The sequence below is a fragment of the Pseudomonas sp. ASL8 genome (assembly GCF_056680355.1).
Genome location: NZ_CM155278.1, coordinates 2,920,568 through 2,947,181 on the forward strand (window position 1 = coordinate 2,920,568; position 26,614 = coordinate 2,947,181).

The following is a 26,614-nucleotide window of genomic DNA, read 5'->3' on the forward strand; positions in this document are numbered from 1 at the left end:
TCACAGGGCCGCGACGCTGACCAGGCTCAGCAATTTGCCATTGTCCACGCGAAATTGCGCGTCCAGTTCGGTGCCGTTGCGCCACTCGCCGGACAGGTCGATCTGCAAACGCAGGCGGGCACGGCCACTGTCTGACCACTCCAGCACTTGCGCGTCTTTGAAATAGAAACGCTTTTGCACGAGGGGGTAGATCGCCTTGAACAGGCTCTCTTTCACAGAGAAGGTCAGGGTGACCAGCAGTGCAATCTGCGCATCCGGGCCGGCGGCCATGCGTTGCAATTCGTCGTCAGTCAAAATCTCCCCGGCCAGGCGCTGGGCGCGCTCGTGGTCTAGCAGGGGCTCCATGTCCAGACCCAGACCGCGCCATTGCTGCTGGTGGCCGACAATGGCCGCCGCCCAGCCGTGGCTGTGGGTAATCGAGCCCCGGACATCTGTTGGCCAGACGGGCGCGCGGTCTTCGCCGATGCTCGGCACATAGTGCCGGCCGTCCAGCTGCTGCAAGGCTTCTCGAGCGCAAAGGCGTCCCGCCAGAAACTCGGCCTGACGCTTGGCGACGGAGCGCTGAATGCTGTCGGGTGATTCGATCAGGCAACGCTGAAAATCGCCATCAGCCAGATGGTGCGGATTGAACGCGCCACTGACCAGCACCACGCCGGGCAGGGTTTGGGGCAGCGGCCAATGGGTGTCGAGCACGGGGCAACAGGCGGGGAGTACTGGGGGCTGAGTCATGCCTGGCATTTTGCAGTGTCGGAGGCGGGCTGGGTAGGGGGTGTCGTTGTGGCTGCGTCGAGCACAGATTAATTGTAGGAGCGGACTTGTCCGCGAAGGCGGTGTGTCAGATACACCGCGTTAAGCTATTCGCAGACAAGTCAGCTCCTACAGATTGAGGCCCGCCATAGATCTCTTGCAGGATCAGGTATTTAACCAAACACTTTCTTCAAAAATGCCTGCATGTCTGCCCATGAACTCTCGTCGGCGGCTTTGTTGTAGCCGATGTCGGGGGCATGGTCGCCGTGGCTCAGGTGGTCGGCATCGGGGTTAGTGAAACCGTGTTTGGCGCCATCGATACCGACGAATTTATAGTTGGCACCGGCCTTGTCCATTTCCGCTTTGAAGGCGATGACGCTGTCCGGGGTGACCATGCTGTCGCTGTTGCCGTGCTCGATCAGAAGTGGCGCCTTGACGCTGCCAGGTGTGGCCGGTGACTGGGTCGACAGCGCACCGTGGAAAGACACCACGCCGGCCAGCGGTTCGCCACGCCGCGCCGCATTGAGAACCACCGCGCCGCCGAAGCAGTAACCAATGGCAGCGATCTTGGCTGGATTGGTTTGCGCTTGTTTTTTCAGCTGTTCAAGGCCTGCATCGAAACGCTTGGCCGAGGCTGCACTGTCTTTGGTCGCCTCCTGCATGAACGCCATGGCGTCCGTTGGGTGCTCGGTGTGCTTGCCTTCGCCGTACATGTCGATGGCCATGGCGCTGTAACCCAGTGCCGCAAGGTCGCGGGCGCGGCGTTTGGCGTAGTCGTTCAGGCCCCACCATTCATGCACCACCAGGACACCGGGGCGTTGGCCCTTGATTGCGTCGTCGTAGGCGTAATAGCCGATCAGCTTGGTGCCGTCAGCACTTTGATAGTCGATGGTTTCAGTCTTGATCGCGGCCTGAGTCAGCCCGGCCAGGCTCATCATGATTAACGCTGTCCAGAAACGCATGGTCGGTTTCTCCTGTGGTTGATAGGGAACGTAGATTAATCAAAAGAGCCTAGACGATTGTTCGGCATTGAGGCGATGGGTCCATTCAGCTTAGGTTCAGGCCGCGTTCAGTGGGGGTTCAGGGCCGGGTGATTAGTCTTGTGGCGTACCCCAACAGCGCCCGGCGCAAGAGGAAATTTCCATGCTCACCTTAAATAAGCTCTTTTTTGCGTTGGCTTTTCTCGGCGGCAGCGCCACCGCGCAGGCCACTGACGGTAGCAGCAAACTCGTTCAGGGCAAGACCGGCGAGAGCGTCGATGCCTACGGCGCCTATCTGGGGGCCGTCGCGGATCACTATTACTCGAGTTATCCCAACGTCTCCGGTACGCATAACGGTATTCAACTGAGCCAGGCCATCTTGCTCGGCAGCTTCGACCCTGGTCTGCGCTCCAACTACATTTTTTAACCGTTAACAGACTGACGCTGGACATTTTCCGCCCAGCCCGCAGACTCAACAGGCGGGGCGCTGTTCAACCGGTCATGGTGTATTAGCCTTAATCTTGAGAGGAATGATTTTGCCTGGGAGAGCCTCATGAAACTGCTGGTGGTTGAAGATGAGGCCTTGTTGCGCCATCACTTACAAACCCGACTGACCGAGAGCGGCCATGTGGTCGAGGCCGTGGCCAATGCAGAGGAAGCGCTGTATCAGGCGGGGCAGTTCAACCATGACCTGGCGGTGATCGACCTGGGCTTGCCGGGCATGGGCGGGCTGGACTTGATTCGCCAGCTGCGCTCCCAGGGCAAGGCATTCCCGATCCTGATCCTCACGGCCCGTGGCAACTGGCAGGACAAGGTCGAAGGGCTGGCCGCCGGCGCGGACGACTATGTGGTCAAGCCGTTTCAGTTCGAAGAACTGGAAGCTCGGCTTAATGCCCTGTTGCGCCGCTCCAGTGGTTTTATCCAGTCGACCATCACCGCCGGGCCCTTGCTGCTGGATCTGAACCGCAAACAGGCGTCCCTTGAAGAACAGCCGCTGGCGTTGACGGCCTATGAGTACCGGATTCTCGAATACCTGATGCGCCACCATCAGCAGGTGGTGGCCAAAGAGCGCTTGATGGAGCAGCTCTACCCCGACGATGACGAGCGCGATCCGAACGTGATCGAGGTGCTGGTTGGGCGCTTGCGCCGCAAGCTGGAAGGCTCGTTGGGTTTCAAGCCTATCGAAACGGTGCGGGGCCTGGGGTATCTGTTCACTGAGCGTTGTCGATGATTCGTTCGCTGCGGCTGCGGTTGATGATGGCTGCCGCGATGCTCGCGTTGATCTTCATGCTGGCCCTGTTGCCCGCGTTGCAGGGCGCCTACAGCCTGGCCCTGCAGGACTCCATCGAGCAACGCCTGGCCTCGGACGTGACCACAATGATTTCCGCGGCACGGGTCGAGGACAATCGTTTGTTGATGCCCCTGCTGTTGCCGGGCGAGCAATTCAATCTGTCAGACAGCCGTCTCCTCGGTTATATCTACAACCGTAATGGCGAGCTGGTGTGGCGTTCGCGTGCCACCGAACTGGCCGGTATCGACTACCGCCCGCGTTATGACGGGACGGGTAATCAGTTCGGTAAAATCAAGAACGCCAATGGCGAAGAGTTTTTCGTCTATGACGTAGAAATCAAATTGCTGGGCGGCAGAAACGCAGCGTTCAGCATCGTCGCCTTGCAGCCGGTGCGCGAGTATCAGGTGATCATCTCCGCGCTGCGCGAGAAACTCTATCTGGGCTTTGGTGCCGCCTTGGTGGTCTTGCTGGCCTTGCTCTGGATGGGCCTGACCTGGGGCCTTAAAGCACTGAGGGGATTGAGTCAGGAGCTGGATCAGGTCGAAACCGGCGAGCGGGAAAGCCTGAGTGAGGAACACCCGTTAGAGTTGCTGCGCCTGACCGGCTCACTGAACCGACTGCTGCTCAGCGAACGCGAGCAGCGCATCCGTTACCGCGATTCCCTGGGCGACTTGGCCCACAGTTTGAAAACGCCGCTGGCGGTGCTGCAAGGCGTCAGCGAAACCATGGCCAAACGTCCGCAAGACCTGGAACAGGCCCGCCTCCTGCAATCGCAGATCGAGCGCATGAGTCAGCAGATCAGTTACCAGCTGCAACGCGCCAGCCTGCGCAAAAGTGGACTGGTGCGGCACCATGTGGTGTTGCGACCGGTGGTCGAAAGCCTGTGCAATACCCTGGACAAGGTCTATCGCGACAAACAGGTCAACGTCTGCCTTGATCTGCCCGACGGATGCCAAGTGGCGATGGAGCAGGGCGCCTTGCTCGAAATGCTCGGCAATCTGCTGGAAAACGCCTATCGCCTCTGTCTGGGCCGAATACGCATCAGCCTGCACGCGTCGTTGTCCGGTGACGAGTTGTGCGTCGAAGACGATGGCCCTGGCGTACCAGAGAGTCAGCGGGCGCGGATTCTAGAGCGTGGTGAGCGGCTGGATCGGCAGAATCCGGGGCAGGGCATTGGTCTGGCGGTGGTCAAAGACATCATTGAAAGTTACAACGCGCGCCTGACCCTGGAGGACTCTCCATTGGGCGGCGCAGCATTCCGGATTCATTTTCAGGCCAATTGAGGCGTCCTGTCGTGTTCGCGGCGTACCCGGCATACCTCCATCATGGGGGCCGTCAGACCTCCTGAGCCCGGTAAGCCCCCGGTGTCAGTCCGGTCCACTTCTTGAACGCGCGATGAAAGGCCGACGGCTCGGAAAAACCGAGCTGTTCGGCAATCTGTTGCAATGACAGCTCGGCGCGGCTCAAGTGATAAATCGCCATGTCGCGGCGCAGTTGATCCTTCAATCCCTGAAAACTCGTGCCTTCTTCACGCAGATGCCGGCGCAGGGTCTGCGGGCTGATGTGCATCTGCTCGGCGACGCTTTCCAGATCGGGCCAGCGGTTGCAATCGCGGCTGAGCAAGCGTCGCAGCTGGTTACTCAGGCTGTCGCCATCGTCGGGACGGGCCAGAAGATCGGCGGGGGAGCGTTCGAGAAAATGCTTGAGCGTGCGTTCGTCCTGCAGCAGCGGCATGCTCAGGTAGCGCGCGTGAAACAGCAGGCTGGTGGTTTCGGCATTGAACAGGATCGGGCACGGGAACAGCAGGTCGTATTCGCCGCTGTGCTCCGGCCTGTCATAACTGAATGTCGCTTGCTCCAGGCGGATGCGCTGGCCGATCAGCCAACTGCCGAGCCGGTGCCAGATCACCAGCAGGCACTCGCTGAGAAAATGGTCCGGGTCCCGCAGCGCCGAGTCGTCCAGGCTCAGCCGCGCCCAATCCCCCTCGCGACGCAAGCTCAGGCGCGGCGCGTCGGGGAACAAGCCATAAAACAACAGGCCGCGTGCGAGTGCCTTTTCCAGACTGCGGCAGTGGATCAGCGCATGGCACATCATGGCGAACGTGCCGCGCGTGCTCGGGCCATGGCCGAAGCCCATGTATTCATCGTCCAGTTGCTGCCAGACCAATTGAATCAGGCGAGCAAACTGTTCCGGAGCGATGCGGGCGCGAGGCTCGCTCAACAGCTCAGGCTGGATCCCCGATTGTTGCAGCAGGTTCGAACAATCGATGCCACGCCGTTGCACGCCACCGAGGGCAGCGCGGGCGAAGTGACTGGCGATCGTGCGTTGGCGCATAGGGTGCTCATCCGGTGAACGGCCGATGGTAGTCATCGCACGGGCAACGGACAAGGCGGATACCCGCCAATGCAGGGGGTATTTTTGCGGTAATGGGCGGAAATCCGCCACATTCCTGGCCGGTAACGCCCCGGAATTCAGGCGAAGGTCAGCGAGTTTGTTGATCTAGAGCGGTTTTGTCGGAAGTGGCACGCGCCCTGCAATAACACCAGCAGAGGTTTGCGATGGGTCCGCCCGCGCAACTCGCCAAAACAAATCCCTCCAGTGCAGGAGGGTTAGCGCTTTATGGCATCGCTCGCATCAGATGGATGATGACCGGCGAGGCTCTTGAGGAACTTGCAATGACGACTCGTCAGCCGCTGTATAAATCCCTGTATCTCCAGGTCATCGTAGCCATTGTCATTGGCATTCTGATCGGCCACTTCTATCCTCAAGCCGGTGTGTCGCTCAAGCCGCTGGGTGACGGGTTCATCAAACTGATCAAAATGATCATCGCCCCGATCATTTTCTGCACTGTCGTCAGCGGTATCGCTGGCATGCAGAGCATGAAGTCAGTCGGTAAAACCGGCGGTTATGCGCTGCTGTACTTCGAAATCGTGTCCACCATCGCACTGCTGATCGGTCTGGTCGTGGTTAACGTCGTTCAACCGGGTGCAGGCATGCACATCGACGTGGCAACGCTGGATGCTTCCAAGGTCGCGGCCTACGTTGCTGCAGGCGCTGACCAGAGCATCACCGGCTTCCTGCTCAACGTCATCCCAAGCACCATCGTTGGCGCGTTTGCGACCGGCGATATCCTGCAAGTGCTGATGTTCTCGGTGATCTTCGGTTTCGCCCTGCATCGCCTGGGTGCCTACGGTAAACCGCTGCTCGACTTCATCGATCGTTTCGCTCACGTGATGTTCAACATCATCAACATGATCATGAAGCTGGCTCCGCTGGGTGCGTTCGGCGCGATGGCCTTCACCATTGGCGCTTACGGTGTCGGTTCGCTGGTGCAGCTCGGTCAATTGATGCTGTGCTTCTACATCACCTGCGCACTCTTCGTCCTGATTGTGCTGGGCGGCATCGCTCGCGCTCACGGCTTCAGCATACTCAAGCTGATCCGCTACATCCGTGAAGAGCTGCTGATCGTGTTGGGTACGTCATCCTCGGAATCCGCTTTGCCGCGCATGCTGGTCAAGATGGAACGCCTGGGCGCGCAGAAGTCCGTTGTCGGTCTGGTTATTCCGACGGGTTACTCCTTCAACCTCGACGGTACTGCAATCTACCTGACCATGGCTGCCGTGTTCATCGCCCAAGCGACCGACACCCACATGGACATCACTCACCAGATCACCTTGTTGGTGGTGCTGTTGCTGTCCTCCAAGGGCGCAGCCGGTGTGACCGGCAGTGGCTTCATCGTGTTGGCCGCCACCCTGTCCGCCGTTGGCCACTTGCCGGTTGCCGGTCTGGCGCTGATCCTGGGTATCGACCGCTTCATGTCTGAAGCCCGCGCGCTGACCAACCTGGTTGGTAACGCTGTTGCGACCCTGGTTGTGGCCAAGTGGGTTAAAGAACTGGACGAAGACAAGCTGCAAATCGAACTGGCTTCCGGTGGTCGCGGGATCTCCAACACAGGCCCGGAAGATGACCTGGGCGTGAATGAAGGCCCGATTCCAGCGACGGTAACCAGCACCGCGCCTAAAACTGCATAACGCGGCGCAGTGATAAAAAACCCATCTCCGGATGGGTTTTTTTTTGCCTGTCAATTGATCGAATCAGTCAGCGACGATGAGTGGTGCGGCCATTGAAGGGTGGCCTGGGGTTGCTTACTCTGAAGGCCTCAGGTGTAAGGTCTGGATACAGGACTGCTAAGGGAGTAAGCATGCAAGGGCCATTGTCATCGCTCAAGATTCTCGATTTTTCCACCTTGTTGCCGGGACCGTTCGCTTCGTTGCTGCTCGCCGACATGGGGGCCGACGTGTTGCGCATCGAGTCGCCGACGCGCATGGACCTTCTGAAGCTGTTGCCGCCTCACGATCACGGGACGTCTGCCAGCCACGCCTACCTCAATCGCAACAAGCGCAGCCTCGCCCTGGACCTGAAACAACCGCAGGCGCTCGAAGTGGTCCGGCAACTGGTGGCTGAATACGACATCGTGCTCGAACAGTTTCGACCGGGTGTCATGGCGCGGCTGGGGCTGGGCTACGAGGCGTTGAAGGCGATCAACCCGAAGCTGATTTATGTGTCGATCACCGGCTACGGCCAGACAGGCCCTTATCGGGATCGCGCCGGGCATGACATCAACTACCTTGCACTGTCGGGCATCGCCAGCTATACCGGGCGCCATGACAGTGGGCCGGTGCCATTGGGCATTCAGGCGGCGGATGTGGCGGGAGGGTCGCTGCATGGGGTGGTCGGTCTGCTGGCTGCCGTGATCGCTCGCCAGCAAACCGGGCTCGGGCAATACGTCGATGTCAGCATGACCGACTGTGTGTTCAGCCTGAATGCCATGGCCGGGGCGGGCTATCTGGCGTGCGGCGTGGAGCCGGCCCGGGAAAGCCAGATGCTCAACGGCGGTAGTTTTTATGATTACTACTGTTGTCGCGATGGCCGTTGGTTCTCCGTGGGCAGCCTGGAGCCTGCGTTCATGCAACCTCTATGTGCCGCACTGGGCCGACCGGAGCTGGCCGCGCTCGGCCTGTCGTCGAGCCCCGAGGTGCAGGCGTTGTTAAAGGACGAGCTGAAAATTGAATTCGAGAAACGCTCTTTCGAAGAGCTGTGCGCGTGCTTTTCCGGTCTGGATGCCTGTGTCGAACCGGTGCTGAGCGTTGCCGAAGCGGTCGAGCATCCACAGTTGCAGGCGCGTGAGCTGGTCTGCCAAGTGCCCCGTGAAGACGGCAGCCTACAGGCGCAGATGGCCTGCCCGCTGAAGTTCTCCGACGGCCTGCCCGAGCCCCGGCATATCGGCGCGACGTTGGGTGCGCACAGCGAGGAAGTGCTGACTGAACTGGGTTACGGTCCTGATCAGATTGTGGCGTTGCGCAAGTCTGGGGTTATTGGCTGATTATGGGGTTGTCTGGGCGGGCGAGAGATTTGACGCAGTGTCGCTGACACTGTCCTCACTCGACCCGCACTTCTCCACTGAACACCAACGTCTCCCGACAGCGCCGGCATAAATAGCGTCGGCCTTTCCCGACCAGTTGGTGGCGCTGGGCAGAGAACGGGAAATCGCTGTTGGCGCAGGGGCAACGGTAGATGTAGCGGGTCATGCGGCGACGTTTGATCGCGTAAGTGTGGCAGCGATTGGGCGGGAGTTCGTATACCCCGCGCATAATCAATTGCCATTCTTCGCCGTGGGGCTGAATACGTTCGCCAAACAATTGATGGGCGATCAAGTGTGCGACTTCGTGGGCGACCGTCTGCTTGAGAAAATCTTCACTGTTTTCCCGGTACAGCTGTGGGTTGAAGCGCAACAGATTCTCTTGCAGATGGGCCACGCCCGCTTTTTGACCACGCAGCTTGAGGCTGACCACCGGCCGTTTGAAGGGGCGTTTGAAAAAGGCTTCGGCTTGCTGATAACAGACTTCGACGCGGGTATTGAGCTGCTCGGGCATTCTTAAAGGCTCTCCAGAGGTGGCCAGTATGCCGTAAAGCCCTGGCCTGCCGAAAACTGAAGGTGCCCAATGGTCATGGTAAAACGCATGAGCCGCCTCAAAGGCGGCTCATGGTCAACGGTTAACCGTATCAGTTGGTGTATTCAGGCCCTACACCGACGCCCCACAGGACGACGGTGAACGCCATGATAGCGACCAGCACCACCAGGCCCACGGCCAATACGGAGCTTGAGAACATGAAACCCTCATCGGACGGGATGTTCATGAACGTCGGCAAGCCGACGTATAGCAGGTAGACCGTGTAACAAATGGCCGCGAGGCCGACCATCATTCCCAGCCACATATGCGGATACAGGGCCGCCAGCCCGCCAATGAACAGCGGTGTTGCGGTGTAGGTGGCGAAGGCGACACAGCGCGCCAGGCTCGGACTGGCGTCGTACGTGCGCGCCATCCAGTGGATGAATGCTCCCATGACAGCCACGCCGGCCAGCATGGCGAGGTAGGACATGATGGTCATCCACAGCGCGCTTACGGGGGTCAGCATGACCGCCGCTCGGCTGCCAATCACCCAGCCCACCTGAGTGGTGCCGATATAAGCCGAGACTGCGGGAATCGCCGCAAGAATCAGGGTATGCGTGAGGTACATGTGGCCGATGCTTTCTTCTTTTTCGCCACGTATTTGCTGCCATTCTTGATCAGGATGGGTGAACAGTCCGATAACGTGATGGATCATGCCGGTCACTCCTTTTTGTTTTACCGTCGCCCCCCAGCGGAGCGCCTGTCGGGCCTAAGTGCCACGACAGGTGTAAGGCCACAGCCTCGCTACAGGAATGGGTGCGACCCTATGACGCAGTATAGGAAGGGAAGACGCGGCGCTTTAGAGTAAATTGTGCTCTAGAGACTGCTGTTAATCGCAATGCGCTATTTGAGTGCCAGCAATAAATCGGCATACGCCTATGACCCTTGTCGCGTAAAATGCCGGCCTTTTACCGAGTCATCGTTAGCGGATATCTGCGCCATGGGCACCCTTTCAGTCAATCAGAACAAACTGCAGAAACGTCTGCGTCGGCTCGCGGGCGAAGCGGTGGCCGACTTCAACATGATTGAGGAAGGCGACAAGATCATGGTGTGTCTGTCGGGCGGTAAAGACAGCTACACCTTGCTTGATGTGCTGCTGCATATGCAGAAAGTGGCGCCGATCAAATTCGATATCGTCGTTGTGAACATGGACCAGAAACAGCCAGGCTTCCCCGAGCATGTGCTGCCTGCGTACCTCGAAGCGCTGGGTGTGGAGTACCACATCGTCGAAAAAGACACCTATTCGGTGGTCAAAGAGCTTATCCCGGAAGGCAAGACCACGTGCTCGCTGTGTTCGCGCCTGCGCCGTGGCACGCTGTATACCTTTGCCGATGAAATTGGCGCGACCAAGATGGCGCTGGGTCATCACCGCAACGACATCATCGAGACCTTTTTTCTCAACCTGTTCTTCACGGGCACGCTCAAGGCCATGCCGCCCAAACTGCGGGCTGACGACGGTCGTAATGTGGTGATTCGTCCGCTGGCGTACTGCAACGAGCGTGATATTCAGGCTTTTTCCGATCTGAAAGCGTTTCCGATCATTCCCTGCAACCTCTGCGGTTCTCAGCAAAACCTGCAGCGTCAGGTGGTCAAGGACATGCTGTCGGAGTGGGAACGCACCACCCCGGGCCGTACCGAAAGCATCTTCCGTGCGTTGCAGAACGTGCAACCGTCGCAACTGGCGGACCGCACTCTGTTCGACTTCGCCAACCTGCGTATTGATGAAACCGCGGCCTCGCGCTTCGTCAATGTCGTGAACCTCTGATCGATCCCGACACTCTGTTCTATTTGTTGCATGACACCTGGCCTCGGCGAAGTGTCAGACCTCTATCAATTGTCAGTAGGAAAGGGCATGCGCGATTACAAATGGCTTCATGAATATTGCCTGAACCGCTTTGGCTCGGCCTCGGCGCTCGAAGCGCATCTGCCTGTTCCCAATTCCCCGGCGCAACTTCGCGCAATCAGCAATGACCGTTACCTGTCGGCCCTCGCCCGGCGGGTGTTTCGCGCAGGCCTCAAGCACAGCCTGGTAGACGCCAAATGGCCGATGTTCGAAGAAGTGTTCTTTCGCTTCGATCCCGAGAAAGTCGTGCTGATGGGCGCCGAGCACCTGGAGCGCCTGATGCAGGACGCACGAATCATTCGCCATTTGGGCAAGCTGAAAAGTGTGCCACGCAATGCGCAGATGATTCTGGACATCAGCAAGGAGAAGGGCAGCTTCGGTCATTTCATCGCCGATTGGCCCGTGACCGATATCGTCGGCCTGTGGAAGTACCTGGCCAAACACGGGCACCAATTGGGCGGGATGTCAGCGCCGAGCTTTCTGCGCATGGTCGGCAAGGACACGTTCATCCCGACCTACGACGTGGTCGCCGGGCTCAATGCGCAGGGCATCATCGACAAAGTGCCCACCAGCCTCAAGGACCTCGCCACTGTGCAAGGTGTGTTCAATCAGTGGCACGCAGAGAGTGGACGACCGATGTGTCAGCTGTCGCTGATGCTGGCGTATACGGTCAACCACTGACAGCGCATCAGTTCCTGATCAAGAAATCATTGTAGGAGGGCCCGCCCCGTCTTCGACGCCACGCTGTCGTGCAGCAAGCTGGTTTTGATTTGCGTGGTGTGATGGTTTAGTGGTGTGTCAGACAAGCCGCCTTCGCAGCGGGACGCGTAGTTGCAAGTCTTCTCACACAGGTTTTTGATCTGCCTTGGGGATTTTGTGTGAATTGACTGCCGAATTACGGCAAGGCCCCTTTTCCAGGAGGCCGAATGCAGGCGTTGCGCAGGGGGTAACGAGGCAAGGATGCCGAGTAAGCCGCACGGGGCCAGGGACGGCCCCTTGTGGCGACCCCCGGAGCAACGCCGGAGCGAGGGAAATCCGAGCCTAAGCGAGGATCCGTATGGAGGGGCAAGCGTTTTGGGGTACCTTTTTGGCGTCTGAAAAAGGTTCCTCGCTGTAAGAGCGAAACCGTAATTCCAGCACACCCAAATGCCGGATATACACATCAAGACCAGCGCCAACACATCGTTTTTAAAAGATTAAAAGTCTGTTTGATAGGTGCTGCCGAAGGCTGCGATTGGCTTAGGGGCCTTGAAGGTCCTTCGGACCTTATCGCAGCCTTCGGCAGCTCCTACAGGACCCAGTTTGCTGCGAGACAGCGCGGCGTCGAAGACGCGGCGAAATCTCCTACATGTCTTCGGTATCTCAGGCCTGACCTTCTCCCGCCAGCTTGCGGTTGTACTGAAAACGCCAGCGCACATACAGCAAAGCGCTGACGAACACTGCCAGGCTCGCGAGCATCTCCAGGGCGCCGAACAGGCTGCGGTTCGGGTCGTAAACGGCCAGTGCGCCTTTGATGAAGTACAGGTTGATCACAAAGCAGGTCCACGAATGACCGCGGGCGCTGCCGCTGATCATGCCCGGAGCGAGCAGGATCAACGGCACCAGTTCGATGAGCAGGATCACCCAAGGGCGCGCGCCATGCAGGTCGGCGAAGATCAGGTAATACGCGGCCAGCAGCAGGATCAGGCCGAAAAAACAGATCAGACTGGCGATCCGGCTCAGGCGCACTCGCGGCTCCAGCCATTCCAGCGCGGGCAGGACTTTAGGCTTTTTAGCCACGAGGCGTCTCCAACAACAAAGCGGTTTTAGCCAGGCGCTGACCGAGCGCGCGACACAGGGTGATTTCGTGTTGATCCAGCGCGCGTTTACCATCGGCACCGGCATGGTGACTGGCGCCGTAAGGCGTGCCGCCGCCGCTGGTTTCCAGCAACGCGGCTTCGCTGTAGGGCAGGCCTGCGACCAGCATGCCGTGGTGCAACAACGGCAATAACATCGACATCAGCGTGGTTTCCTGGCCGCCGTGAAGGCTCGCAGTCGACGTGAACACGCTGGCGGGCTTGCCCACCAGGGCGCCGGTCAGCCACAGGGTGCTGGTGCCGTCGAGGAAGTATTTCAGCGGCGCGGCCATGTTGCCGAAGCGCGTCGGGCTGCCCAAGGCCAGGCCGGAGCAGTTTTTCAGGTCGTCGAGGCTGGCATATAAGCAGCCTTGCTCGGGGATGCTTGGCGCGACCGCTTCGATTTCGGACGAAATCGCGGGCACGGTGCGCAGTCGCGCTTCCATGCCACCCAACTCGACACCCCGGGCAATCTGCCGAGCCATCTCGCTGGTCGAGCCGTTGCGGCTGTAGAACAAGACCAGGATGTACGGGGCACTCATGCCAGGATCTCCAGCACGCTTTCTGGTGGACGGCCAATGATGGCTTTGTCGCCCACCACCAGAATCGGTCGCTCGATCAACTTGGGGTGGGCGGCCATCGCGGCGATCAGTTGCTCGTCGCTCAGGCTGGCGTCCGCCAGGTTCAGGGCTTTGTATTCCTCTTCACCGGTCCGCAGCAGCTCCCGGGCGCCGATGCCCAGCTTGCCCAGCAGGTCGCGCAATTGCGCGGCGTCTGGCGGGGTTTCCAGGTAGCGGATGATGGTCGGCGTCAGGCCGCGGGCCTCAAGCAGTTCCAGCGCACCGCGAGATTTCGAGCAGCGCGGGTTGTGATAAAGCGTCAGATCGGTCATTTGCGGGTCGCATCTTGCGTAAGGTGGCGGCTATTCTACCTGTGTGAGGTCCGCTCCTGAACCTTGGGCGGTGATTGGTCGCAGTTAAAGTGAATATCTGGATGAAGGAAGGGCACATGACAAGGCGATTGGCAGCGATGGCAGCGCTCATCGGCAGTTTGCTGCTCAGTGGTTGTGGCGCAGACCTGGGGCCTGATCAAAACGGGCAGAAGGTTGCCAGCGAGCGGGTCGACAAGCATTGGCTGGTGATCAATTACTGGGCTGAGTGGTGCGGGCCATGCCGTACGGAGATCCCGGAACTCAACGCGTTGGCCAATCAGCTCAAAGACAGGCAGGTGAGTGTGTTCGGGGTCAACTTCGACGGCCTGCAAGGCGAAGACCTGAAGTCCGCCACTGCCGCGTTGGGTATCACGTTCACTGTCCTGGCCCTGGACCCGGCCGAACGTTACGACCTGCCCCATAGCGAAGCGCTGCCGGTGACGTACATCATTGATGACAAGGGCAAGGTACGGGAGCAATTGCTCGGCGAGCAGACCGCAGCCGGTGTGAGTCAGCGGTTGGCGGTATTGCGGGGCGAGGGGTAGCGCAGGTCAGTCACCGCGAGCCATTCGCGAATGAATTCGCTCCCACTCTATTGCGTATCAGTGGGAGTGAATTCATTCGTGAAGGCGGTACAGCCGCCATTAAATCAGCTGTCTTCCAGCCAAAACCGTAGCGGTTTGCCTTCGACAGGCCAGAGGCGCAGTTGGTCGATCGGCGAGATGTCCCAGCGTTGCACTTTGGTCAGGGCGTCGAGGAAGCGTTGTTCTTGCTCCATCAGCGCTGGCGCGCACATCTTGCGGGTGCTGCCGACCATGCCGAAGCTGATCGTGTCGTCTTCCACCGTATACGGTGCGAACCAATGGTTGCAGCCTGCAGTGCCGTAGGCTCGGCCGTCCTCACCAAGGGTCATGGTCAGGTGGCTGCGGTCGACCAGCGGATTTTCACCGATCCATTCCAGCATGTAGCCCCGATCGCGTGTCAATTCTACCGGCTTGGCGGCGCAGCCCATCAGGGTGCTGCCGAGCAGGCCAAACAGGACGGCGCGAATCATGCGGCGTTCTCCTGACATTTCGGACAGAAGTGTTTGTCGCCCTCGGTTTTCCAGCCCAGTTCGGCAATGCGAGCGGCAGCAGCCGGCTTTTGCGCTTTGATGCCGAGCTTGGCATCGACCGCGAACTCTACGTTCAGTTCGGTCGCGCAACCGTTGCAATTGGCCTTCCACTGATGAATCGCCAGTTCAGCGAAGACCGGCCCCTGTGCCACCGCGACCCATTGGCCGCGAGGGTTGATCAGGTGCCTGACTTTTTCCACGGTCAGGCGCATGGACAAGTCCTTGCTCCCTTTGAGCGTGACCAAAAGCACATCATCAGCGTGGATCGAGCCGCCGTTGCCGGTGACTTGATAACGACCGGGGGCCAGCGCGCGGCATTCGATCAGCGTGTGTTGTGGGTTAAACAGGGTATAGCGGAAATCGTGTTCGACCATGGGTCCTCCAAATCTGCGCGCATCCTATCATGCAGCCTGTGATTAACCCTCGACCAGATTCTGCGGCGAACCCTCGGCCCAGGCGGCAATATTGTCCAGAGTGGTCTGCGCAATGGCCCCCAGCGCTTCGCGGGTCAGAAAAGCCTGATGAGCGGTAATGATCACGTTGGGAAACGTCAGCAGGCGGGCCAGCACATCGTCCTGCAGTGGCAGGTCGGAACGGTCTTCGAAGAACAATTGCGCTTCTTCTTCATACACATCCAGTCCCAGATAACCCAATTGCCCGCTTTTTAGTGCTTCGATCAGCGCCGGTGTGTCGACCAGCGCGCCGCGACCGGTGTTGATCAGCATCGCGCCGGGTTGCATCTGCGCCAGGGACGCGCTGTTGATCAGGTGTTTGCTGTGCGCGGTCAGCGGGCAGTGCAGGCTGATGATCTGCGCCTGCGCCAGCAGGTCCGGCAAACTCAGGTAACGCGCGCCCAAAGCTTCGACTTGCGGATTAGGGTAGGGGTCGTGAGCCAGCAACGTGCAGCCGAACCCGGACATGATCCGGGCGAAGGTCGCGCCGATCTGCCCGGTGCCGACGACGCCGACGGTTTTGCCCACCAGATCGAAGCCGGTCAGCCCATGCAGGGTGAAGTCGCCGTCGCGGGTGCGGTTGTATGCGCGGTGCAGGTGACGGTTAAGGGCCAGAATCAAGGCCACGGCATGTTCGGCCACGGCGTGAGGCGAGTAGGCCGGCACGCGCACGACCTTGAGGCCGAGGGCGTGCGCAGTTGCCAGGTTCACATGGTTATAACCCGCCGAGCGCAAGGCGATCAGACGCGTGCCGCCTGCGGCCAGTTGTTCGAGTACGGGCGCGCTGAGGTCGTCATTGATAAAGGCGCAGACCACCGGATAGTGGTTGGCCAGTGCAACGGTGTCCAGGTTCAGGCGTGCCGGTTGGAAATGCAGATCCACGCCGTCCGGTAAGCGGGCCGCAAGAAAGCTGTCGCGGTCATAGTTCTGACTGCTGAATAAAAGGGTCCGCATAAAATCTCCTTGTGGCGATGTTTCCTGGCAGGAGCCCGCTTGCCCGCGATAACGTCCGAAGGCCGTTCATGCAAAGGGATCACCCTTCAAACGCTCACGCGTGCTTCGACGGCCAGTCGTGTGATTGCCATGTCCAGCTCGTCGAGGGCGGCGTTGGCCTCGGGTGCATCCTGCTTGAGTAAGGTTTCACTGCGTTGACAGGCTGCGCGCAGTTGCGGCACCCCGCAATAACGGGTTGCGCCGTGCAGGCGATGGACCCTTTCGATCAGCGCCAGTTTGTCGTGGGCCTCGCGGGCGTAGCGGATGGCTTCACGGTCGGTGTCCAGCGAGGCCAGGAGCATCGCCAGCATGTCCGCTGCCAGATCAGCCTTGCCCGCCGCCAGACGCAAGCCCTCGTCAGGGTCGAGCACCTGTTGGTCGATACTGTGACGTGTGCTGTCGCTGTGACGTTTTGGCACATGATTGCGCAGTGCCAGACCGGTCCATTTGAGCACCACCTGGGCCAATTGCCGCTCACTGATGGGCTTGGTCAGGTAGTCGTCCATGCCGCTGTGCAGCAGGGCGCGCTTTTCGTTGGCCATCGCATGGGCGGTGAGGGCGACTATGGGTAGCGAGGTACGTTGCTGTTCGACCTCCCAGGCCCGGATCGCTTCAGTGGCTTGACGCCCGTCCATACCGGGCATCTGTACGTCCATCAGCACCAGGTCGAAGGTTTCTTTCTGTATCGCCTTGACCGCGGCATAGCCACTGTCGACGGCCAGCACTTTGGCGCCCATGTCTTCGAGCAGTGTTTGCACCAGCAACAGGTTGGCCGGGTTGTCATCGACGCAGAGCAAGTGCGGTGCCCGACTGGACAGGGGGGTAGAGGTATCGATGCGCTGTTGTTTGGGGCTGATCAGTTCGGACAGGCTGCGCCGCAGCTTGCGCGTGCAGGCCGGTTTTACCTGTAACTGGCTGTGGGCGTTGGGTACGGCCAACTGGAACTGCGCCTGTTCGGTGGTCGGGCACAGCACCAACACCTTGCAGCCGAGGTTTTCAAGGTCCCAGATATGTTGACGCAGCCGTTCGGGCGGCAGTTCGTGGGCGGTGATGCCCAGCACTGTCAAGTCGATGGCCTGCGCTGTTTGATACGCCGCCGTGACCCCGTTGATCAGGCTTTCCAGGTTGTTGAAGACCACCGCTTCCAGACCGCAATCTTCCAACTGGTGCTGCAAGGCCTGGCGTGCCAGTTCATGATTTTCCAGCACCGCGACCCGACGCCCGAGAAGGGGCGGGGATGGCAGGTCTTCCAGGTCATCGCGGGCTTTGGGCAGGTTCAGGCTGATCCAGAACTCCGAACCTTCACCCGGCGTACTGTCGACCCCTATTTCACCGCCCATTTGCTCGATCAGTCGTTTGGAAATGACCAACCCCAACCCGGTGCCGCCCGGTTGTCGCGACAGCGAATTGTCCGCCTGACTGAACGCCTGAAACAGCGACCGCACGTCCTGGCTGGACAGGCCGATGCCGGTGTCCTGCACGCTGATGCGCAGTTGCACGCTGTCTTCTTGCTCATCTTCGAGCATCGCGCGGGCGACGATGGTGCCTTCGCGGGTGAACTTGATCGCATTGCTGACCAGATTGGTCAGGATCTGCCTGAGCCGCAACGGATCGCCGAGCAGCGACAACGGCGTGTCGCGGTACACCAGGCTGACCAGTTCCAACTGTTTGGCATGGGCGGCCGGGGCAAGAATGGTCAGGACATCCTGCAACAAGTCGCGCAGGTTGAACGGAACACTGTCCAGCACCAGCTTGCCGGCTTCGATTTTCGAAAAATCGAGAATTTCGTTGATGATGCCCAACAGGTTGTCGGCGGACTTTTCGATGGTGTCCAGATAATCCAGTTGGCGCGGGGTCAGCTCGCTTTTTTGCAGCAGATGAGTGAAGCCGAGAATGCCATTGAGCGGGGTGCGAATCTCGTGGCTCATGTTGGCGAGGAATTCGGATTTGATCCGGCTGGCCTCAAGCGCTTCTTTGCGCGCCAGGTCCAGCTCGATGTTCTGGATTTCGATGGTTTCCAGATTCTGCCGCACGTCTTCAGTGGCCTGATCGATGCTGTGCTGCAATTCTTCCTGGGCATTCTGCAAGGTCGCGGCCATGCGGTTGATGCCGGAAGCGAGCTCATCCAGTTCCAGGCTGCCCAGCGGCGGCAGGCGAGTTTCAAGATTACCGTCTTTGAGTTGCGCCACCGCCATTTTGATCCGGCTGATCGGCTCGTTGATGGTGCGGCTCATGCGTATCGCCACAATCGCAGTCAACACCAACCCTGTAACGATCAATAGCAGGCTGGCGAACAGGCTGCGATAACCGCGTAACAAGGTTCCGTTATGGGACAGCTCCAACTCGACCCAGCCGAGCAGACGGTCGGCCTCCTCGGGGATCAGATCGCCACTCAGGTGGCGCTGACGACCGAACACCGGCAGCAGATAGCGGGTGGCGTCGTTCCCGGAGCGCTGCAGCAAGTGAGTGCTGTTGCCGATGGGTGACTGGTTGATCATGCTCGGCCCGGCATGGGCCAGCAGGTCGCGGTCGGGGCCGAGAAAGGACACGGCTCGCACGTCCGTTTGCTCCAGCGCCTGCCCGGCGATGCGTTCGAGCAGCGCGCGGTCGCTATGGCCCAGCGCCGGGGCGGCCAGCGGTGCGAGTTCTTCGGCGATCATTTCACCGCGTTGCAGCAGCTGGCTTTGCAGGTCGGACAGTTGCATCCAGGTGAAATAACCGCCCAGCACCACTGCCATCAGCAGAGCGGGGACAATGGTCAACAGCAGCACACGGCCTTTGATACCCAGCTTGTTCAGCACGCTATTTCTCCAGCAGCCACGCCACTTTGTTCAAGACCGCATCCAGCGATCGATATTCCGGCAGTGTAGCGAGTTGCTCGCGGGCAATCTCGGCAAATTACCCATGTCTACGTCGGCCCAAAGCGGAGGCACGTTCCAGGCAACAATCCCGCTGTGAGCTAAATCATTCGCGAAGGCTATTTATATAACGCAGTTGAGCCCGGATTGACTGCTTATATCTTTTCGCCCTATGCAACGCACTTTGCGTGATATGGGGTTTAGGCGTTTGCCGTTATGATAGGCGCCCCCGCAGTCTGGATTGCGAAGACGTCATGACCCTGCAGTATCAAACCATCGCCGACTGCGTCGGCAACACCCCGCTGGTCCGTTTGCAGCGCCTGCCGGGTGAGACTACTAATACCTTGCTGTTGAAGCTTGAGGGCAACAACCCTGCCGGATCGGTCAAGGACCGCCCGGCGCTGTCGATGATCACTCGCGCCGAGTTGCGCGGGCAGATCCATCAGGGCGATACCCTGATCGAAGCGACTTCCGGCAACACCGGCATCGCGCTGGCCATGGCTGCCGCGATCAAAGGCTACCGGATGATTCTGATCATGCCGGATAACTCCAGTGCCGAACGCAAGGCGGCAATGACCGCGTATGGCGCCGAGCTGATTCTGGTCAGCAAGGACGAGGGCATGGAAGGCGCCCGCGACCTGGCTGAACGCATGCAGGCCGAAGGCCGTGGCAAGGTGCTCGATCAATTCGCAAACGGGGATAACCCGGAAGCGCATTACGTCAGCACCGGCCCGGAAATCTGGCAGCAGACCGGCGGCACCATCACCCACTTCATCAGTTCCATGGGCACCACGGGCACCATCATGGGTGTTTCGCGTTACCTCAAGGAGCAAAACCCCAAGGTGCAGATCATTGGTCTGCAACCGATGGACGGGGCCTCCATCCCCGGCATCCGTCGCTGGCCGACAGAATATCTGCCGAAGATCTACCAGGCCGACCGCGTTGACCGGATCGTCGACATGGCCCAGGCCGAAGCCGAAGACGTCATGCGCCGACTGGCCCGCGAAGAAGGCATCTTCTGTGGTGTGTCGTCCGGTGGTGCCGTCGCCGGCATGTTGCGCTTGTCCCGGGAAGTCGAGAATGCAGTCATGGTCGCGATCATTTGTGACCGAGGCGACCGTTACTTGTCGACCGGCGTCTACGATGTGCCTAACTGATGGCCAAGCAAGAGAGAGGCCTGCGCTTCCAGCCCACTGGCGGCACAAAGGTGCCCCAGGTGCCGACAGGCAAGAAACAGCGGTTGACCATCGAGCGCCTGGCCAATGACGGACGCGGTATTGCATTCGTCGAAGGTCGCACCTGGTTTGTGGCCGGCAGTCTGGCCGGTGAAGAGGTCGAGGCGCGGGTGCTCAACGCCCACGGCAAAGTCGTGGAAGCCCGTACTGAGCGCGTATTCCAGCCCAGCCCTCTGCGCCGGCCGGCACCCTGTGTGCATTTCGGTCGGTGTGGCGGCTGCAGCGTCCAGCATCTGCCCCATAGCGAACAGCTTGCCCTGAAACAGCGCATGCTCGCCGAGCAGTTGACCCGGGTTGCGGGTGTCGAGCCCGAGGAGTGGGCAGCCCCCTTGACCGGTCCAGAGTTCGCCTACCGACGTCGGGCTCGCATCGCCGTGCGCTGGGATGCCAAGGCCAAACGGCTTGATGTGGGTTTCCGGGCTGCGTCCAGTCAGGACATCGTCGCCATCGACGAATGCCCGGTGCTGGTACAGGCCTTGCAACCGATCATGACCGAGTTGCCGGCCATGCTGCGTCGTTTCAGCAAGCCGCAGGTCGTGGGGCACGTCGAGTTGTTCAGTGGTTCGTCGACGGCCGTGCTGCTGCGCCATACCGCGCCGTTGGCCGAGGCCGATCTGGCGACTCTGATCGCTTTCTGTCAGGCCCATGACGCCCAGCTTTGGCTGCATGGCGAGGGCGAGCCGCAACCGGTCGACCCAAGTCAGCAATTGGGTTATCGACTGGAGCAGTGGAATTTGCAATTGGCCTACCGGCCTGGGGATTTCATTCAGGTCAACGCCGCGGTTAATGCCGCGATGGTTGCGCAGGCACTGGACTGGCTGGCGCCCACGGCGGACGAGCGGATTCTGGACCTGTTCTGCGGGCTGGGTAACTTCGCATTACCATTGGCCAGACAGGCCCGCGAAGTGGTGGCGGTAGAAGGCGTCGCGACCATGGTCGAACGTGCCACGGGCAATGCAATGAGCAATGATCTGCACAATGTGCAGTTCATTCAGGCCGATTTGATGCAGCCGTTGGCAGGCGCGAGCTGGGCCGAAAACGGCTTTTCTGCGGTACTCTTGGACCCACCGCGCGACGGTGCTTTTGAGGTGGTGCGCAAGCTGTCGACATTAGGTGCCAAAAGGTTGCTTTATGTGTCATGCAACCCTGCAACTTTGGCGCGCGACACGGTCGAATTGATCAAGCAGGGCTATAGATTAAAACGCGCCGGAATCCTCGATATGTTCCCGCAAACGGCTCATGTCGAGGCGATGGCTTTATTTGAAGCGAGTAAGTGAGCGACACGGCTTAAGGAAATGAGTCAGCCGCTCACAGGGAATCTCGTTTAATCCGACTGGCCCGCGGACGCACAGCCCTTGCCTGCCCAGCAAGGAGCGTTTGCCCAAGAAGCCCAGCGACTGAAGGCGCTTTTTATCGCGCCGTAGGGAAGGTAAGCAACATGGTACAGGTGAGAGCGCACCAGCCGATCAACACCGATGGCAGTATCAATCTTGATGCATGGCTCGATCATATAGTCAGCGTCGACCTTGCATTGGACCGACAGGCCTTGAAAGAGGCTTGCGAGTTTGCCCGCCATGCCGAGCAACAGGACAATGCATCAAAGAATTTATGGGCAGAAGGGGCCTCCAGTTTTCAGGCTGGCCTGGAAATCGCCGAGATCCTCGCTGACCTCAAGCTCGATCAGGACTCACTGGTCGCTGCCGTGATCTACCGGGGCGTGCGCGAAGGCAAGATCCCCTTGGCGGACGTTAGTCAGCGTTTTGGTCCGACGGTGACCAAACTGATCGACGGCGTGCTTCGTATGGCGGCTATCAGTGCCAGTCTGAGCCCTCGCGAGTCGTTGGTGATGGGGTCTCAGGCCCAGGTAGAAAACCTGCGCAAGATGCTCGTGGCGATGGTCGATGACGTGCGCGTCCCGCTGATCAAGCTGGCTGAACGCACCTGCGCGATTCGTGCGGTCAAGAACGCCGACGAAGAAAAGCGCAACCGCGTGGCCCGGGAAGTGTTCGACATCTATGCGCCACTGGCGCACCGGTTGGGTATCGGGCATATCAAATGGGAGCTGGAGGATTTGTCCTTCCGCTACCTGGAGCCCGAACAGTACAAACAGATCGCTAAATTGCTGCATGAGCGCCGCCTCGATCGCGAGCGTTTTATCAGCGATGTCATGGGCCAACTGGAAAACGAACTGCTGAGCACTGGGGTGAAAGCCGATATCAGCGGTCGGGCCAAACACATCTATTCGATCTGGCGCAAAATGCAGCGCAAGGGTCTGGAATTCAGCCAGATCTACGATGTGCGTGCCGTGCGCGTGTTGGTGCCTGAAGTCCGCGACTGCTATACCGCGCTGGGCATCGTGCATACGCTTTGGCGGCACATCCCCAAGGAGTTTGACGACTACATCGCCAACCCCAAGGAAAACGGCTATCGCTCTTTGCACACTGCGGTGATTGGCCCCGAAGGCAAGGTGCTGGAAGTGCAGATTCGCACCCACGCCATGCACGAAGAGGCAGAGCTGGGCGTGTGCGCGCACTGGCGCTACAAAGGCACCGACGTCAAATCCGGCTCCAATCAATACGAAGAGAAAATTTCCTGGCTGCGGCAGGTACTCGAGTGGCATGAAGAGCTGGGCGATATTGGCGGGCTGGCGGATCAACTGCGGGTCGATATCGAGCCCGACCGGGTATACGTGTTCACCCCGGATGGTCATGCCATCGACCTGCCCAAAGGCTCGACGCCGCTGGACTTCGCTTATCGCGTGCACACCGAAATCGGTCACAACTGCCGTGGCGCGAAGATCAACGGGCGTATCGTACCGCTCAACTACAGCCTGCAGACCGGTGAGCAGGTTGAGATCATCACCAGTAAACACGGTACGCCGAGTCGCGACTGGCTGAACTCGAACCTTGGCTATATCACCACCTCGCGGGCGCGGGCGAAGGTCGTCCACTGGTACAAATTACAGGCGCGTGACCAGAACGTCGCGGCCGGTAAAACCCTGCTGGAACGTGAACTGGCGCGCGTGGGATTGCCACAGGTGGATTTCGACAAATTGGCAGAAAAAGCCAATCTGAAGACCGCCGAAGACATGTTTGCCGCCCTGGGTGCGGGCGACCTGCGTCTGACGCAGTTGGTCAATGCCGCGCAACAACTGGTCGAGCCGGAACGCGGCAACGAACAGCTGGAGTTGATCCCGCGCAAAGCCACCGGCTACAAGCCAGGCAAGCGTGGCGATATCCAGATTCAGGGCGTTGGCAACCTGATGACGCAAATGGCCGGTTGCTGCCAGCCGCTGCCCGGTGATGCCATTGTGGGCTACATCACTCAGGGCCGTGGCGTGAGTATTCACCGGCAGGACTGCGCGGCAGTGCTGCAGTTGGGCAGTCGCGAGCCTGAGCGGATCATCCAGGTCAACTGGGGCCCGGTGCCGGTGCTCACCTATCCGGTGGACATTGTCATCCGTGCCTACGACCGCTCCGGTTTGCTGCGTGACGTTTCTCAGGTTCTGCTCAACGAGCGGATCAACGTGCTGGCGGTCAACACCCGCTCGAACAAGGAAGACAACACCGCGCTGATGTCGTTGACCATCGAAATTCCGGGCCTGGATGCGCTAGGACGGCTCCTGGGACGGATCTCCCAGTTGCCGAACATCATCGAGACGCGGCGTAACCGCACACCCTGAGTACCTGCGGCTTTGGTTTGAATGAGACCTATAGATGTACACACTCGAAGACTTGCTGCACCTGATGGCCCGACTGCGTGACCCGCAGTTCGGGTGCCCGTGGGATGTCAAACAAACCTACGCCAGTATCGTGCCTCACACGCTAGAAGAAGCCTACGAAGTCGCCGACGCCATTGAGCGCGGTGACTTCGATCACTTGCAGGGCGAGCTGGGCGATCTGTTGTTCCAGGTGGTTTATTACAGCCAGTTGGCCCGTGAAGAAGGGCGCTTCGAGTTCGATGGCGTGGTCGACAGCATCACCCGAAAACTGATTCGTCGTCACCCGCATGTGTTCCCTACTGGCGATCTGTATGCGCCGCTGGAAACGCCGCAGTTGGACGAGGCCCAGGTCAAGCAACGCTGGGAGGAAATCAAAGCCGAAGAGCGAGCGGCCAAGACTGACGTGCCTGAGCAATTGTCCCTGCTTGATGATGTCCCCTGCGTGCTGCCAGCCTTGTCCCGCTCGGCGAAGTTGCAGAAGCGCGCGGCGCAGGTCGGTTTCGACTGGCCAGACGCCTTGCCGGTGGTCGACAAGGTGCGTGAAGAGCTCGATGAAGTGCTGGAAGCCATGGCGGACAATGACGTCCCGGCCATCGCGGATGAGGTCGGTGACCTGCTGTTTGCGGTGGTGAATCTGGCCCGGCACCTTAAGGTCGATCCTGAAAGCGCCTTGCGTGCGGCAAACACTAAATTCGAAAGACGCTTCCGATTTATCGAACAGGCATTGCGCCAGACCCATCGTCCCATTGAAAATTGCACCCTCGAAGAACTGGACGCTCTCTGGGGCGAAGCCAAACGTCAGGAAAAGAACGCATCATGAGCATTTCCCTTCGCGACCAGTTGCTCAAAGCAGGTCTGGTCAACCAAAAGCAGGCCAAGCAGGTCAGCAAAGACAAGCAAAAAGAACAACGCCTGGTGCACAAGGGCCAGATCGAAGCCGATGACTCGCAAAAGCGTGCCGCGCAGGACGCCATGGCCGAAAAAGCCAAGCGTGATCAGGAGCTCAATCGCCAGCAGCAGGAAAAGGTCGAGCTCAAAGCCCGCACCGCTCAGGTCAAGCAGTTGATCGAAGTCTCTCGGCTGCCGAAGCTGACCACCGAGGACTACTACAACTTCGTCGACGACAAGAAGGTCAAGCGCATCTCGGTCAACACGCTGATGCGTAACAAACTCAGCAGCGGCTCGCTGGCCATCGTTCATCATGGCGGCGGTTACGAGATCATCCCGCGTGAAGCGGCGCTGAAGATTCAGGAGCGCGACCCACGCCGAGTCGTGCTGCTTAACACACCGACCGAAGCACCGGATGCCGATGATCCGTACGCGGCCTATCAGGTGCCTGACGACTTGATGTGGTAAGTCCTGGCCCCAGACAAACAAAACCCGCTTCTGCGGGTTTTGTTTTTACAGCGATTCCGAAATAACGTCTTACGCAGTGCGCTGGCTTTCCAGTGTTTCCAGTTCTGCTTTGTATTGATGAGCGTCCGTCTCGTTATGGAACATCCCGACCAGCAAATCCTGCTGGTGCACATCCCAGATCTGTACGCCCGCGGCGTTGCTTTCGTGGGAGATATGGGAAGCGTCGCGTTCAGTAACTTTTACGGTCATCTTTGTAAGCTCCTGACTCTGGGTAACTGCGGCAACACGTCGCAGGTCCCTGTTATATCGTTAGCTAGCTATCTAAGTAAATGACTAAAAGCGGTAACACACCTTTGCAGAAAGTGGAGGAATGGCTCCAGGGCGCAGGCTGTATGGAGGTCGCGGAGGTTGGGGGTTTGTGGTGTTGGCGTCTTAGACAGGTTACGTTCAGTTTTGCCTTGGTCCTGCGCGCAATAAAAAGCCCCCGCTAAAAAGCGGAGGCTTGGGTCTTGCTGGCGAACTCAGGCCTGTTAGCTGCCTTTGACCGCATTGCCATTGACGGTGCCGTTCAACAGCATGATGTTGTATTCCTTACCGTCGGTTTCGACCTGTTGCAGGCGAACCAGCAGGTAATCCCAATCCTTGGCGAACCACATCACGGTAATGCGTTTGTTTTGCGTCGGGTCGCGTACACGCTCGACCTTGATGGCGTCGATCTTGCCAGCTTTGGTATCGACTTTTTCCGAACCCAATACGCGGAAATCGTAGGTGTCTACAGAGTCACCGTCGACCACCTGGTAGCTCATGCTCTTCTTGCCGGCAGCCACGTCTTTTTGCAACGCCAACTGGTAAGTCGACTTGTCGAGCACGCCGGGGTTGATGGGCAGGTTGATCACGTCACCGCGATCTGTGCCGCTTACCACCTTGCTGCTCCAGTCGAACGCCATGTCGATTTTTTTGGTTTTACCCAGACCGCCGCGTTCGAAATTATAGGATTGTGGCAGCAGGGTGCCCTTGTCGACACGCAGGGTGCTGACCTCGGTCAGGCTGGCGATCATCATGGAAGCCTTGAAACTCAGGGTCCAGGTGTCGTTCGCGTTTTTCGTGAGGCTGCGTTCGGCGGTGCCGCTCATGGGCAGCTGTTTCCAGTCAGCGGTGTAGCTGGCGGAAAACGGCTGAAGGTCTGCTGCCTGAACAGCAGGCAGTGCGAGCAGAGCGAAAGCGAAGAGCAAAGCGCGACGCATAAT

27 protein-coding genes are annotated in these 26,614 nt (G+C 59.4%); 13 read left to right on the plus strand and 14 right to left on the minus strand.

What is annotated here, in order from left to right; translation table 11 throughout:
* Together AC1MEA_RS13390 and AC1MEA_RS13395 are read right to left on the minus strand one after the other, a co-directional pair.
* Positions 1 to 729, minus strand: a complete 729-nt coding sequence (locus AC1MEA_RS13390) for a 4'-phosphopantetheinyl transferase family protein (RefSeq protein ID WP_480416449.1) — start codon at positions 727 to 729, stop codon at positions 1 to 3.
* A 191-nt stretch (positions 730 to 920) separates the two neighbouring features.
* Positions 921 to 1,709 carry a dienelactone hydrolase family protein gene (locus tag AC1MEA_RS13395; protein WP_219063959.1) on the minus strand — a complete coding sequence of 263 codons (789 nt, stop codon included), beginning with the start codon at positions 1,707 to 1,709 and terminating at the stop codon, positions 921 to 923.
* Positions 1,710 to 1,890: 181 nt separating this feature from the next.
* Between AC1MEA_RS13395 and AC1MEA_RS13400 the strand changes: the two genes are divergently transcribed.
* From AC1MEA_RS13400 to AC1MEA_RS13410, 3 genes are all read left to right on the plus strand, one after another.
* Positions 1,891 to 2,154 (plus strand): hypothetical protein, encoded by a 264-nt coding sequence (locus AC1MEA_RS13400; RefSeq protein ID WP_480416450.1) that lies wholly within the window; start codon positions 1,891 to 1,893, stop codon positions 2,152 to 2,154.
* A 126-nt stretch (positions 2,155 to 2,280) separates the two neighbouring features.
* Positions 2,281 to 2,958 (plus strand): response regulator, encoded by a 678-nt coding sequence (locus AC1MEA_RS13405; RefSeq protein ID WP_219063957.1) that lies wholly within the window; start codon positions 2,281 to 2,283, stop codon positions 2,956 to 2,958.
* Entirely contained in the window at positions 2,955 to 4,301 is a 1,347-nt protein-coding gene (locus AC1MEA_RS13410) for an ATP-binding protein (RefSeq protein ID WP_449633610.1), read from the plus strand. Before AC1MEA_RS13405 ends, AC1MEA_RS13410 begins: the two co-directional genes overlap by 4 nt.
* A gap of 52 nt (positions 4,302 to 4,353) precedes the next feature.
* Here AC1MEA_RS13410 and AC1MEA_RS13415 read toward each other — a convergent pair whose 3' ends face one another.
* Positions 4,354 to 5,352, minus strand: a complete 999-nt coding sequence (locus AC1MEA_RS13415) for an AraC family transcriptional regulator (RefSeq protein ID WP_480416451.1) — start codon at positions 5,350 to 5,352, stop codon at positions 4,354 to 4,356.
* 341 nt (positions 5,353 to 5,693) lie between these two features.
* Here AC1MEA_RS13415 and AC1MEA_RS13420 point away from each other — a divergent pair, with 341 nt between their 5' ends.
* Together AC1MEA_RS13420 and AC1MEA_RS13425 are read left to right on the plus strand one after the other, a co-directional pair.
* Entirely contained in the window at positions 5,694 to 7,049 is a 1,356-nt protein-coding gene (locus AC1MEA_RS13420; RefSeq protein ID WP_480416452.1) for a dicarboxylate/amino acid:cation symporter, read from the plus strand.
* A gap of 170 nt (positions 7,050 to 7,219) precedes the next feature.
* On the plus strand, positions 7,220 to 8,401 hold the full coding sequence (locus AC1MEA_RS13425; RefSeq protein WP_480416453.1) for a CaiB/BaiF CoA transferase family protein: 1,182 nt from the start codon (positions 7,220 to 7,222) through the stop codon (positions 8,399 to 8,401).
* A 55-nt stretch (positions 8,402 to 8,456) separates the two neighbouring features.
* Here the strand turns inward: AC1MEA_RS13425 and AC1MEA_RS13430 are convergent, their stop codons facing one another.
* Positions 8,457 to 8,951 carry a SprT family zinc-dependent metalloprotease gene (locus AC1MEA_RS13430; RefSeq protein ID WP_480416454.1) on the minus strand — a complete coding sequence of 165 codons (495 nt, stop codon included), beginning with the start codon at positions 8,949 to 8,951 and terminating at the stop codon, positions 8,457 to 8,459.
* Positions 8,952 to 9,081: 130 nt separating this feature from the next.
* Complete coding sequence (locus tag AC1MEA_RS13435; RefSeq protein WP_219063951.1) at positions 9,082 to 9,684, minus strand: Yip1 family protein; 603 nt, start codon at positions 9,682 to 9,684, stop codon at positions 9,082 to 9,084.
* 285 nt (positions 9,685 to 9,969) lie between these two features.
* On the opposite strand from AC1MEA_RS13435, the gene ttcA reads away from it, so the two are divergent.
* Together ttcA and AC1MEA_RS13445 are read left to right on the plus strand one after the other, a co-directional pair.
* On the plus strand, positions 9,970 to 10,794 hold the full coding sequence (ttcA, locus tag AC1MEA_RS13440) for a tRNA 2-thiocytidine(32) synthetase TtcA (protein ID WP_449633615.1): 825 nt from the start codon (positions 9,970 to 9,972) through the stop codon (positions 10,792 to 10,794).
* A gap of 87 nt (positions 10,795 to 10,881) precedes the next feature.
* Positions 10,882 to 11,553 carry a DNA-3-methyladenine glycosylase I gene (locus AC1MEA_RS13445; protein ID WP_480416455.1) on the plus strand — a complete coding sequence of 224 codons (672 nt, stop codon included), beginning with the start codon at positions 10,882 to 10,884 and terminating at the stop codon, positions 11,551 to 11,553.
* A gap of 681 nt (positions 11,554 to 12,234) precedes the next feature.
* On the opposite strand, the gene AC1MEA_RS13450 is transcribed toward AC1MEA_RS13445, so the two are convergent.
* From AC1MEA_RS13450 to arsC, 3 genes are read right to left on the minus strand one after another with little or no spacing between them, the layout of a single operon-like run.
* Positions 12,235 to 12,651 (minus strand): DUF2069 domain-containing protein, encoded by a 417-nt coding sequence (locus AC1MEA_RS13450; RefSeq protein ID WP_480416456.1) that lies wholly within the window; start codon positions 12,649 to 12,651, stop codon positions 12,235 to 12,237.
* A complete protein-coding gene (gene wrbA, locus AC1MEA_RS13455) occupies positions 12,644 to 13,249 on the minus strand; it encodes an NAD(P)H:quinone oxidoreductase (RefSeq protein WP_219063947.1) in 606 nt (201 codons plus the stop codon). The genes AC1MEA_RS13450 and wrbA overlap by 8 nt, the downstream gene beginning before the upstream one ends.
* On the minus strand, positions 13,246 to 13,599 hold the full coding sequence (arsC, locus tag AC1MEA_RS13460; protein ID WP_480416457.1) for an arsenate reductase (glutaredoxin): 354 nt from the start codon (positions 13,597 to 13,599) through the stop codon (positions 13,246 to 13,248). The genes wrbA and arsC overlap by 4 nt, the downstream gene beginning before the upstream one ends.
* 116 nt (positions 13,600 to 13,715) lie before the next feature.
* Between arsC and AC1MEA_RS13465 the strand changes: the two genes are divergently transcribed.
* A complete protein-coding gene (locus AC1MEA_RS13465; RefSeq protein WP_219063945.1) occupies positions 13,716 to 14,183 on the plus strand; it encodes a TlpA disulfide reductase family protein in 468 nt (155 codons plus the stop codon).
* A 104-nt stretch (positions 14,184 to 14,287) separates the two neighbouring features.
* On the opposite strand, the gene AC1MEA_RS13470 is transcribed toward AC1MEA_RS13465, so the two are convergent.
* From AC1MEA_RS13470 to AC1MEA_RS13485, 4 genes are all read right to left on the minus strand, one after another.
* Positions 14,288 to 14,692, minus strand: a complete 405-nt coding sequence (locus tag AC1MEA_RS13470) for an META domain-containing protein (RefSeq protein ID WP_219063944.1) — start codon at positions 14,690 to 14,692, stop codon at positions 14,288 to 14,290.
* A complete protein-coding gene (locus AC1MEA_RS13475) occupies positions 14,689 to 15,126 on the minus strand; it encodes a hypothetical protein (RefSeq protein ID WP_480416458.1) in 438 nt (145 codons plus the stop codon). Before AC1MEA_RS13475 ends, AC1MEA_RS13470 begins: the two co-directional genes overlap by 4 nt.
* Before the next feature lie 42 nt (positions 15,127 to 15,168).
* Entirely contained in the window at positions 15,169 to 16,158 is a 990-nt protein-coding gene (locus AC1MEA_RS13480) for a 2-hydroxyacid dehydrogenase (protein ID WP_449633620.1), read from the minus strand.
* A gap of 86 nt (positions 16,159 to 16,244) precedes the next feature.
* Positions 16,245 to 18,998: a response regulator gene (locus AC1MEA_RS13485; RefSeq protein ID WP_480416459.1), complete on the minus strand. Its 2,754-nt coding sequence runs from the start codon at positions 18,996 to 18,998 to the stop codon at positions 16,245 to 16,247.
* A 311-nt stretch (positions 18,999 to 19,309) separates the two neighbouring features.
* On the opposite strand from AC1MEA_RS13485, the gene cysM reads away from it, so the two are divergent.
* The 5 genes from cysM to AC1MEA_RS13510 all read left to right on the plus strand — a co-directional run bounded on the left by cysM (position 19,310) and on the right by AC1MEA_RS13510 (position 25,367).
* A complete protein-coding gene (gene cysM / locus AC1MEA_RS13490; RefSeq protein ID WP_322181102.1) occupies positions 19,310 to 20,212 on the plus strand; it encodes a cysteine synthase CysM in 903 nt (300 codons plus the stop codon).
* Positions 20,212 to 21,567 (plus strand): 23S rRNA (uracil(1939)-C(5))-methyltransferase RlmD, encoded by a 1,356-nt coding sequence (gene rlmD, locus AC1MEA_RS13495; protein WP_480416460.1) that lies wholly within the window; start codon positions 20,212 to 20,214, stop codon positions 21,565 to 21,567. Before cysM ends, rlmD begins: the two co-directional genes overlap by 1 nt.
* A gap of 161 nt (positions 21,568 to 21,728) precedes the next feature.
* A complete protein-coding gene (gene relA, locus AC1MEA_RS13500; protein ID WP_219063938.1) occupies positions 21,729 to 23,972 on the plus strand; it encodes a GTP diphosphokinase in 2,244 nt (747 codons plus the stop codon).
* A gap of 34 nt (positions 23,973 to 24,006) precedes the next feature.
* Positions 24,007 to 24,831 carry a nucleoside triphosphate pyrophosphohydrolase gene (mazG, locus tag AC1MEA_RS13505; RefSeq protein WP_480416461.1) on the plus strand — a complete coding sequence of 275 codons (825 nt, stop codon included), beginning with the start codon at positions 24,007 to 24,009 and terminating at the stop codon, positions 24,829 to 24,831.
* Positions 24,828 to 25,367 carry a DUF2058 domain-containing protein gene (locus tag AC1MEA_RS13510; RefSeq protein WP_219063936.1) on the plus strand — a complete coding sequence of 180 codons (540 nt, stop codon included), beginning with the start codon at positions 24,828 to 24,830 and terminating at the stop codon, positions 25,365 to 25,367. Before mazG ends, AC1MEA_RS13510 begins: the two co-directional genes overlap by 4 nt.
* Positions 25,368 to 25,436: 69 nt before the next feature.
* On the opposite strand, the gene AC1MEA_RS13515 is transcribed toward AC1MEA_RS13510, so the two are convergent.
* Both AC1MEA_RS13515 and AC1MEA_RS13520 read right to left on the minus strand, forming a co-directional pair.
* Positions 25,437 to 25,616 carry a hypothetical protein gene (locus tag AC1MEA_RS13515; protein ID WP_219063935.1) on the minus strand — a complete coding sequence of 60 codons (180 nt, stop codon included), beginning with the start codon at positions 25,614 to 25,616 and terminating at the stop codon, positions 25,437 to 25,439.
* Between the two features lie 281 nt (positions 25,617 to 25,897).
* The gene (locus AC1MEA_RS13520; protein ID WP_219063934.1) at positions 25,898 to 26,611 is read right to left on the minus strand and encodes a DUF3108 domain-containing protein; all 714 of its coding nucleotides are present in this window, start codon (positions 26,609 to 26,611) and stop codon (positions 25,898 to 25,900) included.
* Positions 26,612 to 26,614 lie beyond the last annotated feature (3 nt).

Coding starts and splice junctions, on each gene's coding strand:
- AC1MEA_RS13390 (WP_480416449.1), bottom strand. CDS start 729: ATGACTCAGCCCCCAGTACTCCCCGCCTGTTGCCCCGTGCTCGACACC.
- AC1MEA_RS13395 (WP_219063959.1), bottom strand. CDS start 1,709: ATGCGTTTCTGGACAGCGTTAATCATGATGAGCCTGGCCGGGCTGACT.
- AC1MEA_RS13400 (WP_480416450.1), top strand. CDS start 1,891: ATGCTCACCTTAAATAAGCTCTTTTTTGCGTTGGCTTTTCTCGGCGGC.
- AC1MEA_RS13405 (WP_219063957.1), top strand. CDS start 2,281: ATGAAACTGCTGGTGGTTGAAGATGAGGCCTTGTTGCGCCATCACTTA.
- AC1MEA_RS13410 (WP_449633610.1), top strand. CDS start 2,955: ATGATTCGTTCGCTGCGGCTGCGGTTGATGATGGCTGCCGCGATGCTC.
- AC1MEA_RS13415 (WP_480416451.1), bottom strand. CDS start 5,352: ATGCGCCAACGCACGATCGCCAGTCACTTCGCCCGCGCTGCCCTCGGT.
- AC1MEA_RS13420 (WP_480416452.1), top strand. CDS start 5,694: ATGACGACTCGTCAGCCGCTGTATAAATCCCTGTATCTCCAGGTCATC.
- AC1MEA_RS13425 (WP_480416453.1), top strand. CDS start 7,220: ATGCAAGGGCCATTGTCATCGCTCAAGATTCTCGATTTTTCCACCTTG.
- AC1MEA_RS13430 (WP_480416454.1), bottom strand. CDS start 8,951: ATGCCCGAGCAGCTCAATACCCGCGTCGAAGTCTGTTATCAGCAAGCC.
- AC1MEA_RS13435 (WP_219063951.1), bottom strand. CDS start 9,684: ATGATCCATCACGTTATCGGACTGTTCACCCATCCTGATCAAGAATGG.
- ttcA (WP_449633615.1), top strand. CDS start 9,970: ATGGGCACCCTTTCAGTCAATCAGAACAAACTGCAGAAACGTCTGCGT.
- AC1MEA_RS13445 (WP_480416455.1), top strand. CDS start 10,882: ATGCGCGATTACAAATGGCTTCATGAATATTGCCTGAACCGCTTTGGC.
- wrbA (WP_219063947.1), bottom strand. CDS start 13,249: ATGAGTGCCCCGTACATCCTGGTCTTGTTCTACAGCCGCAACGGCTCG.
- arsC (WP_480416457.1), bottom strand. CDS start 13,599: ATGACCGATCTGACGCTTTATCACAACCCGCGCTGCTCGAAATCTCGC.
- AC1MEA_RS13465 (WP_219063945.1), top strand. CDS start 13,716: ATGACAAGGCGATTGGCAGCGATGGCAGCGCTCATCGGCAGTTTGCTG.
- AC1MEA_RS13470 (WP_219063944.1), bottom strand. CDS start 14,692: ATGATTCGCGCCGTCCTGTTTGGCCTGCTCGGCAGCACCCTGATGGGC.
- AC1MEA_RS13475 (WP_480416458.1), bottom strand. CDS start 15,126: ATGGTCGAACACGATTTCCGCTATACCCTGTTTAACCCACAACACACG.
- AC1MEA_RS13480 (WP_449633620.1), bottom strand. CDS start 16,158: ATGCGGACCCTTTTATTCAGCAGTCAGAACTATGACCGCGACAGCTTT.
- cysM (WP_322181102.1), top strand. CDS start 19,310: ATGACCCTGCAGTATCAAACCATCGCCGACTGCGTCGGCAACACCCCG.
- rlmD (WP_480416460.1), top strand. CDS start 20,212: ATGGCCAAGCAAGAGAGAGGCCTGCGCTTCCAGCCCACTGGCGGCACA.
- relA (WP_219063938.1), top strand. CDS start 21,729: ATGGTACAGGTGAGAGCGCACCAGCCGATCAACACCGATGGCAGTATC.
- mazG (WP_480416461.1), top strand. CDS start 24,007: ATGTACACACTCGAAGACTTGCTGCACCTGATGGCCCGACTGCGTGAC.
- AC1MEA_RS13510 (WP_219063936.1), top strand. CDS start 24,828: ATGAGCATTTCCCTTCGCGACCAGTTGCTCAAAGCAGGTCTGGTCAAC.
- AC1MEA_RS13515 (WP_219063935.1), bottom strand. CDS start 25,616: ATGACCGTAAAAGTTACTGAACGCGACGCTTCCCATATCTCCCACGAA.
- AC1MEA_RS13520 (WP_219063934.1), bottom strand. CDS start 26,611: ATGCGTCGCGCTTTGCTCTTCGCTTTCGCTCTGCTCGCACTGCCTGCT.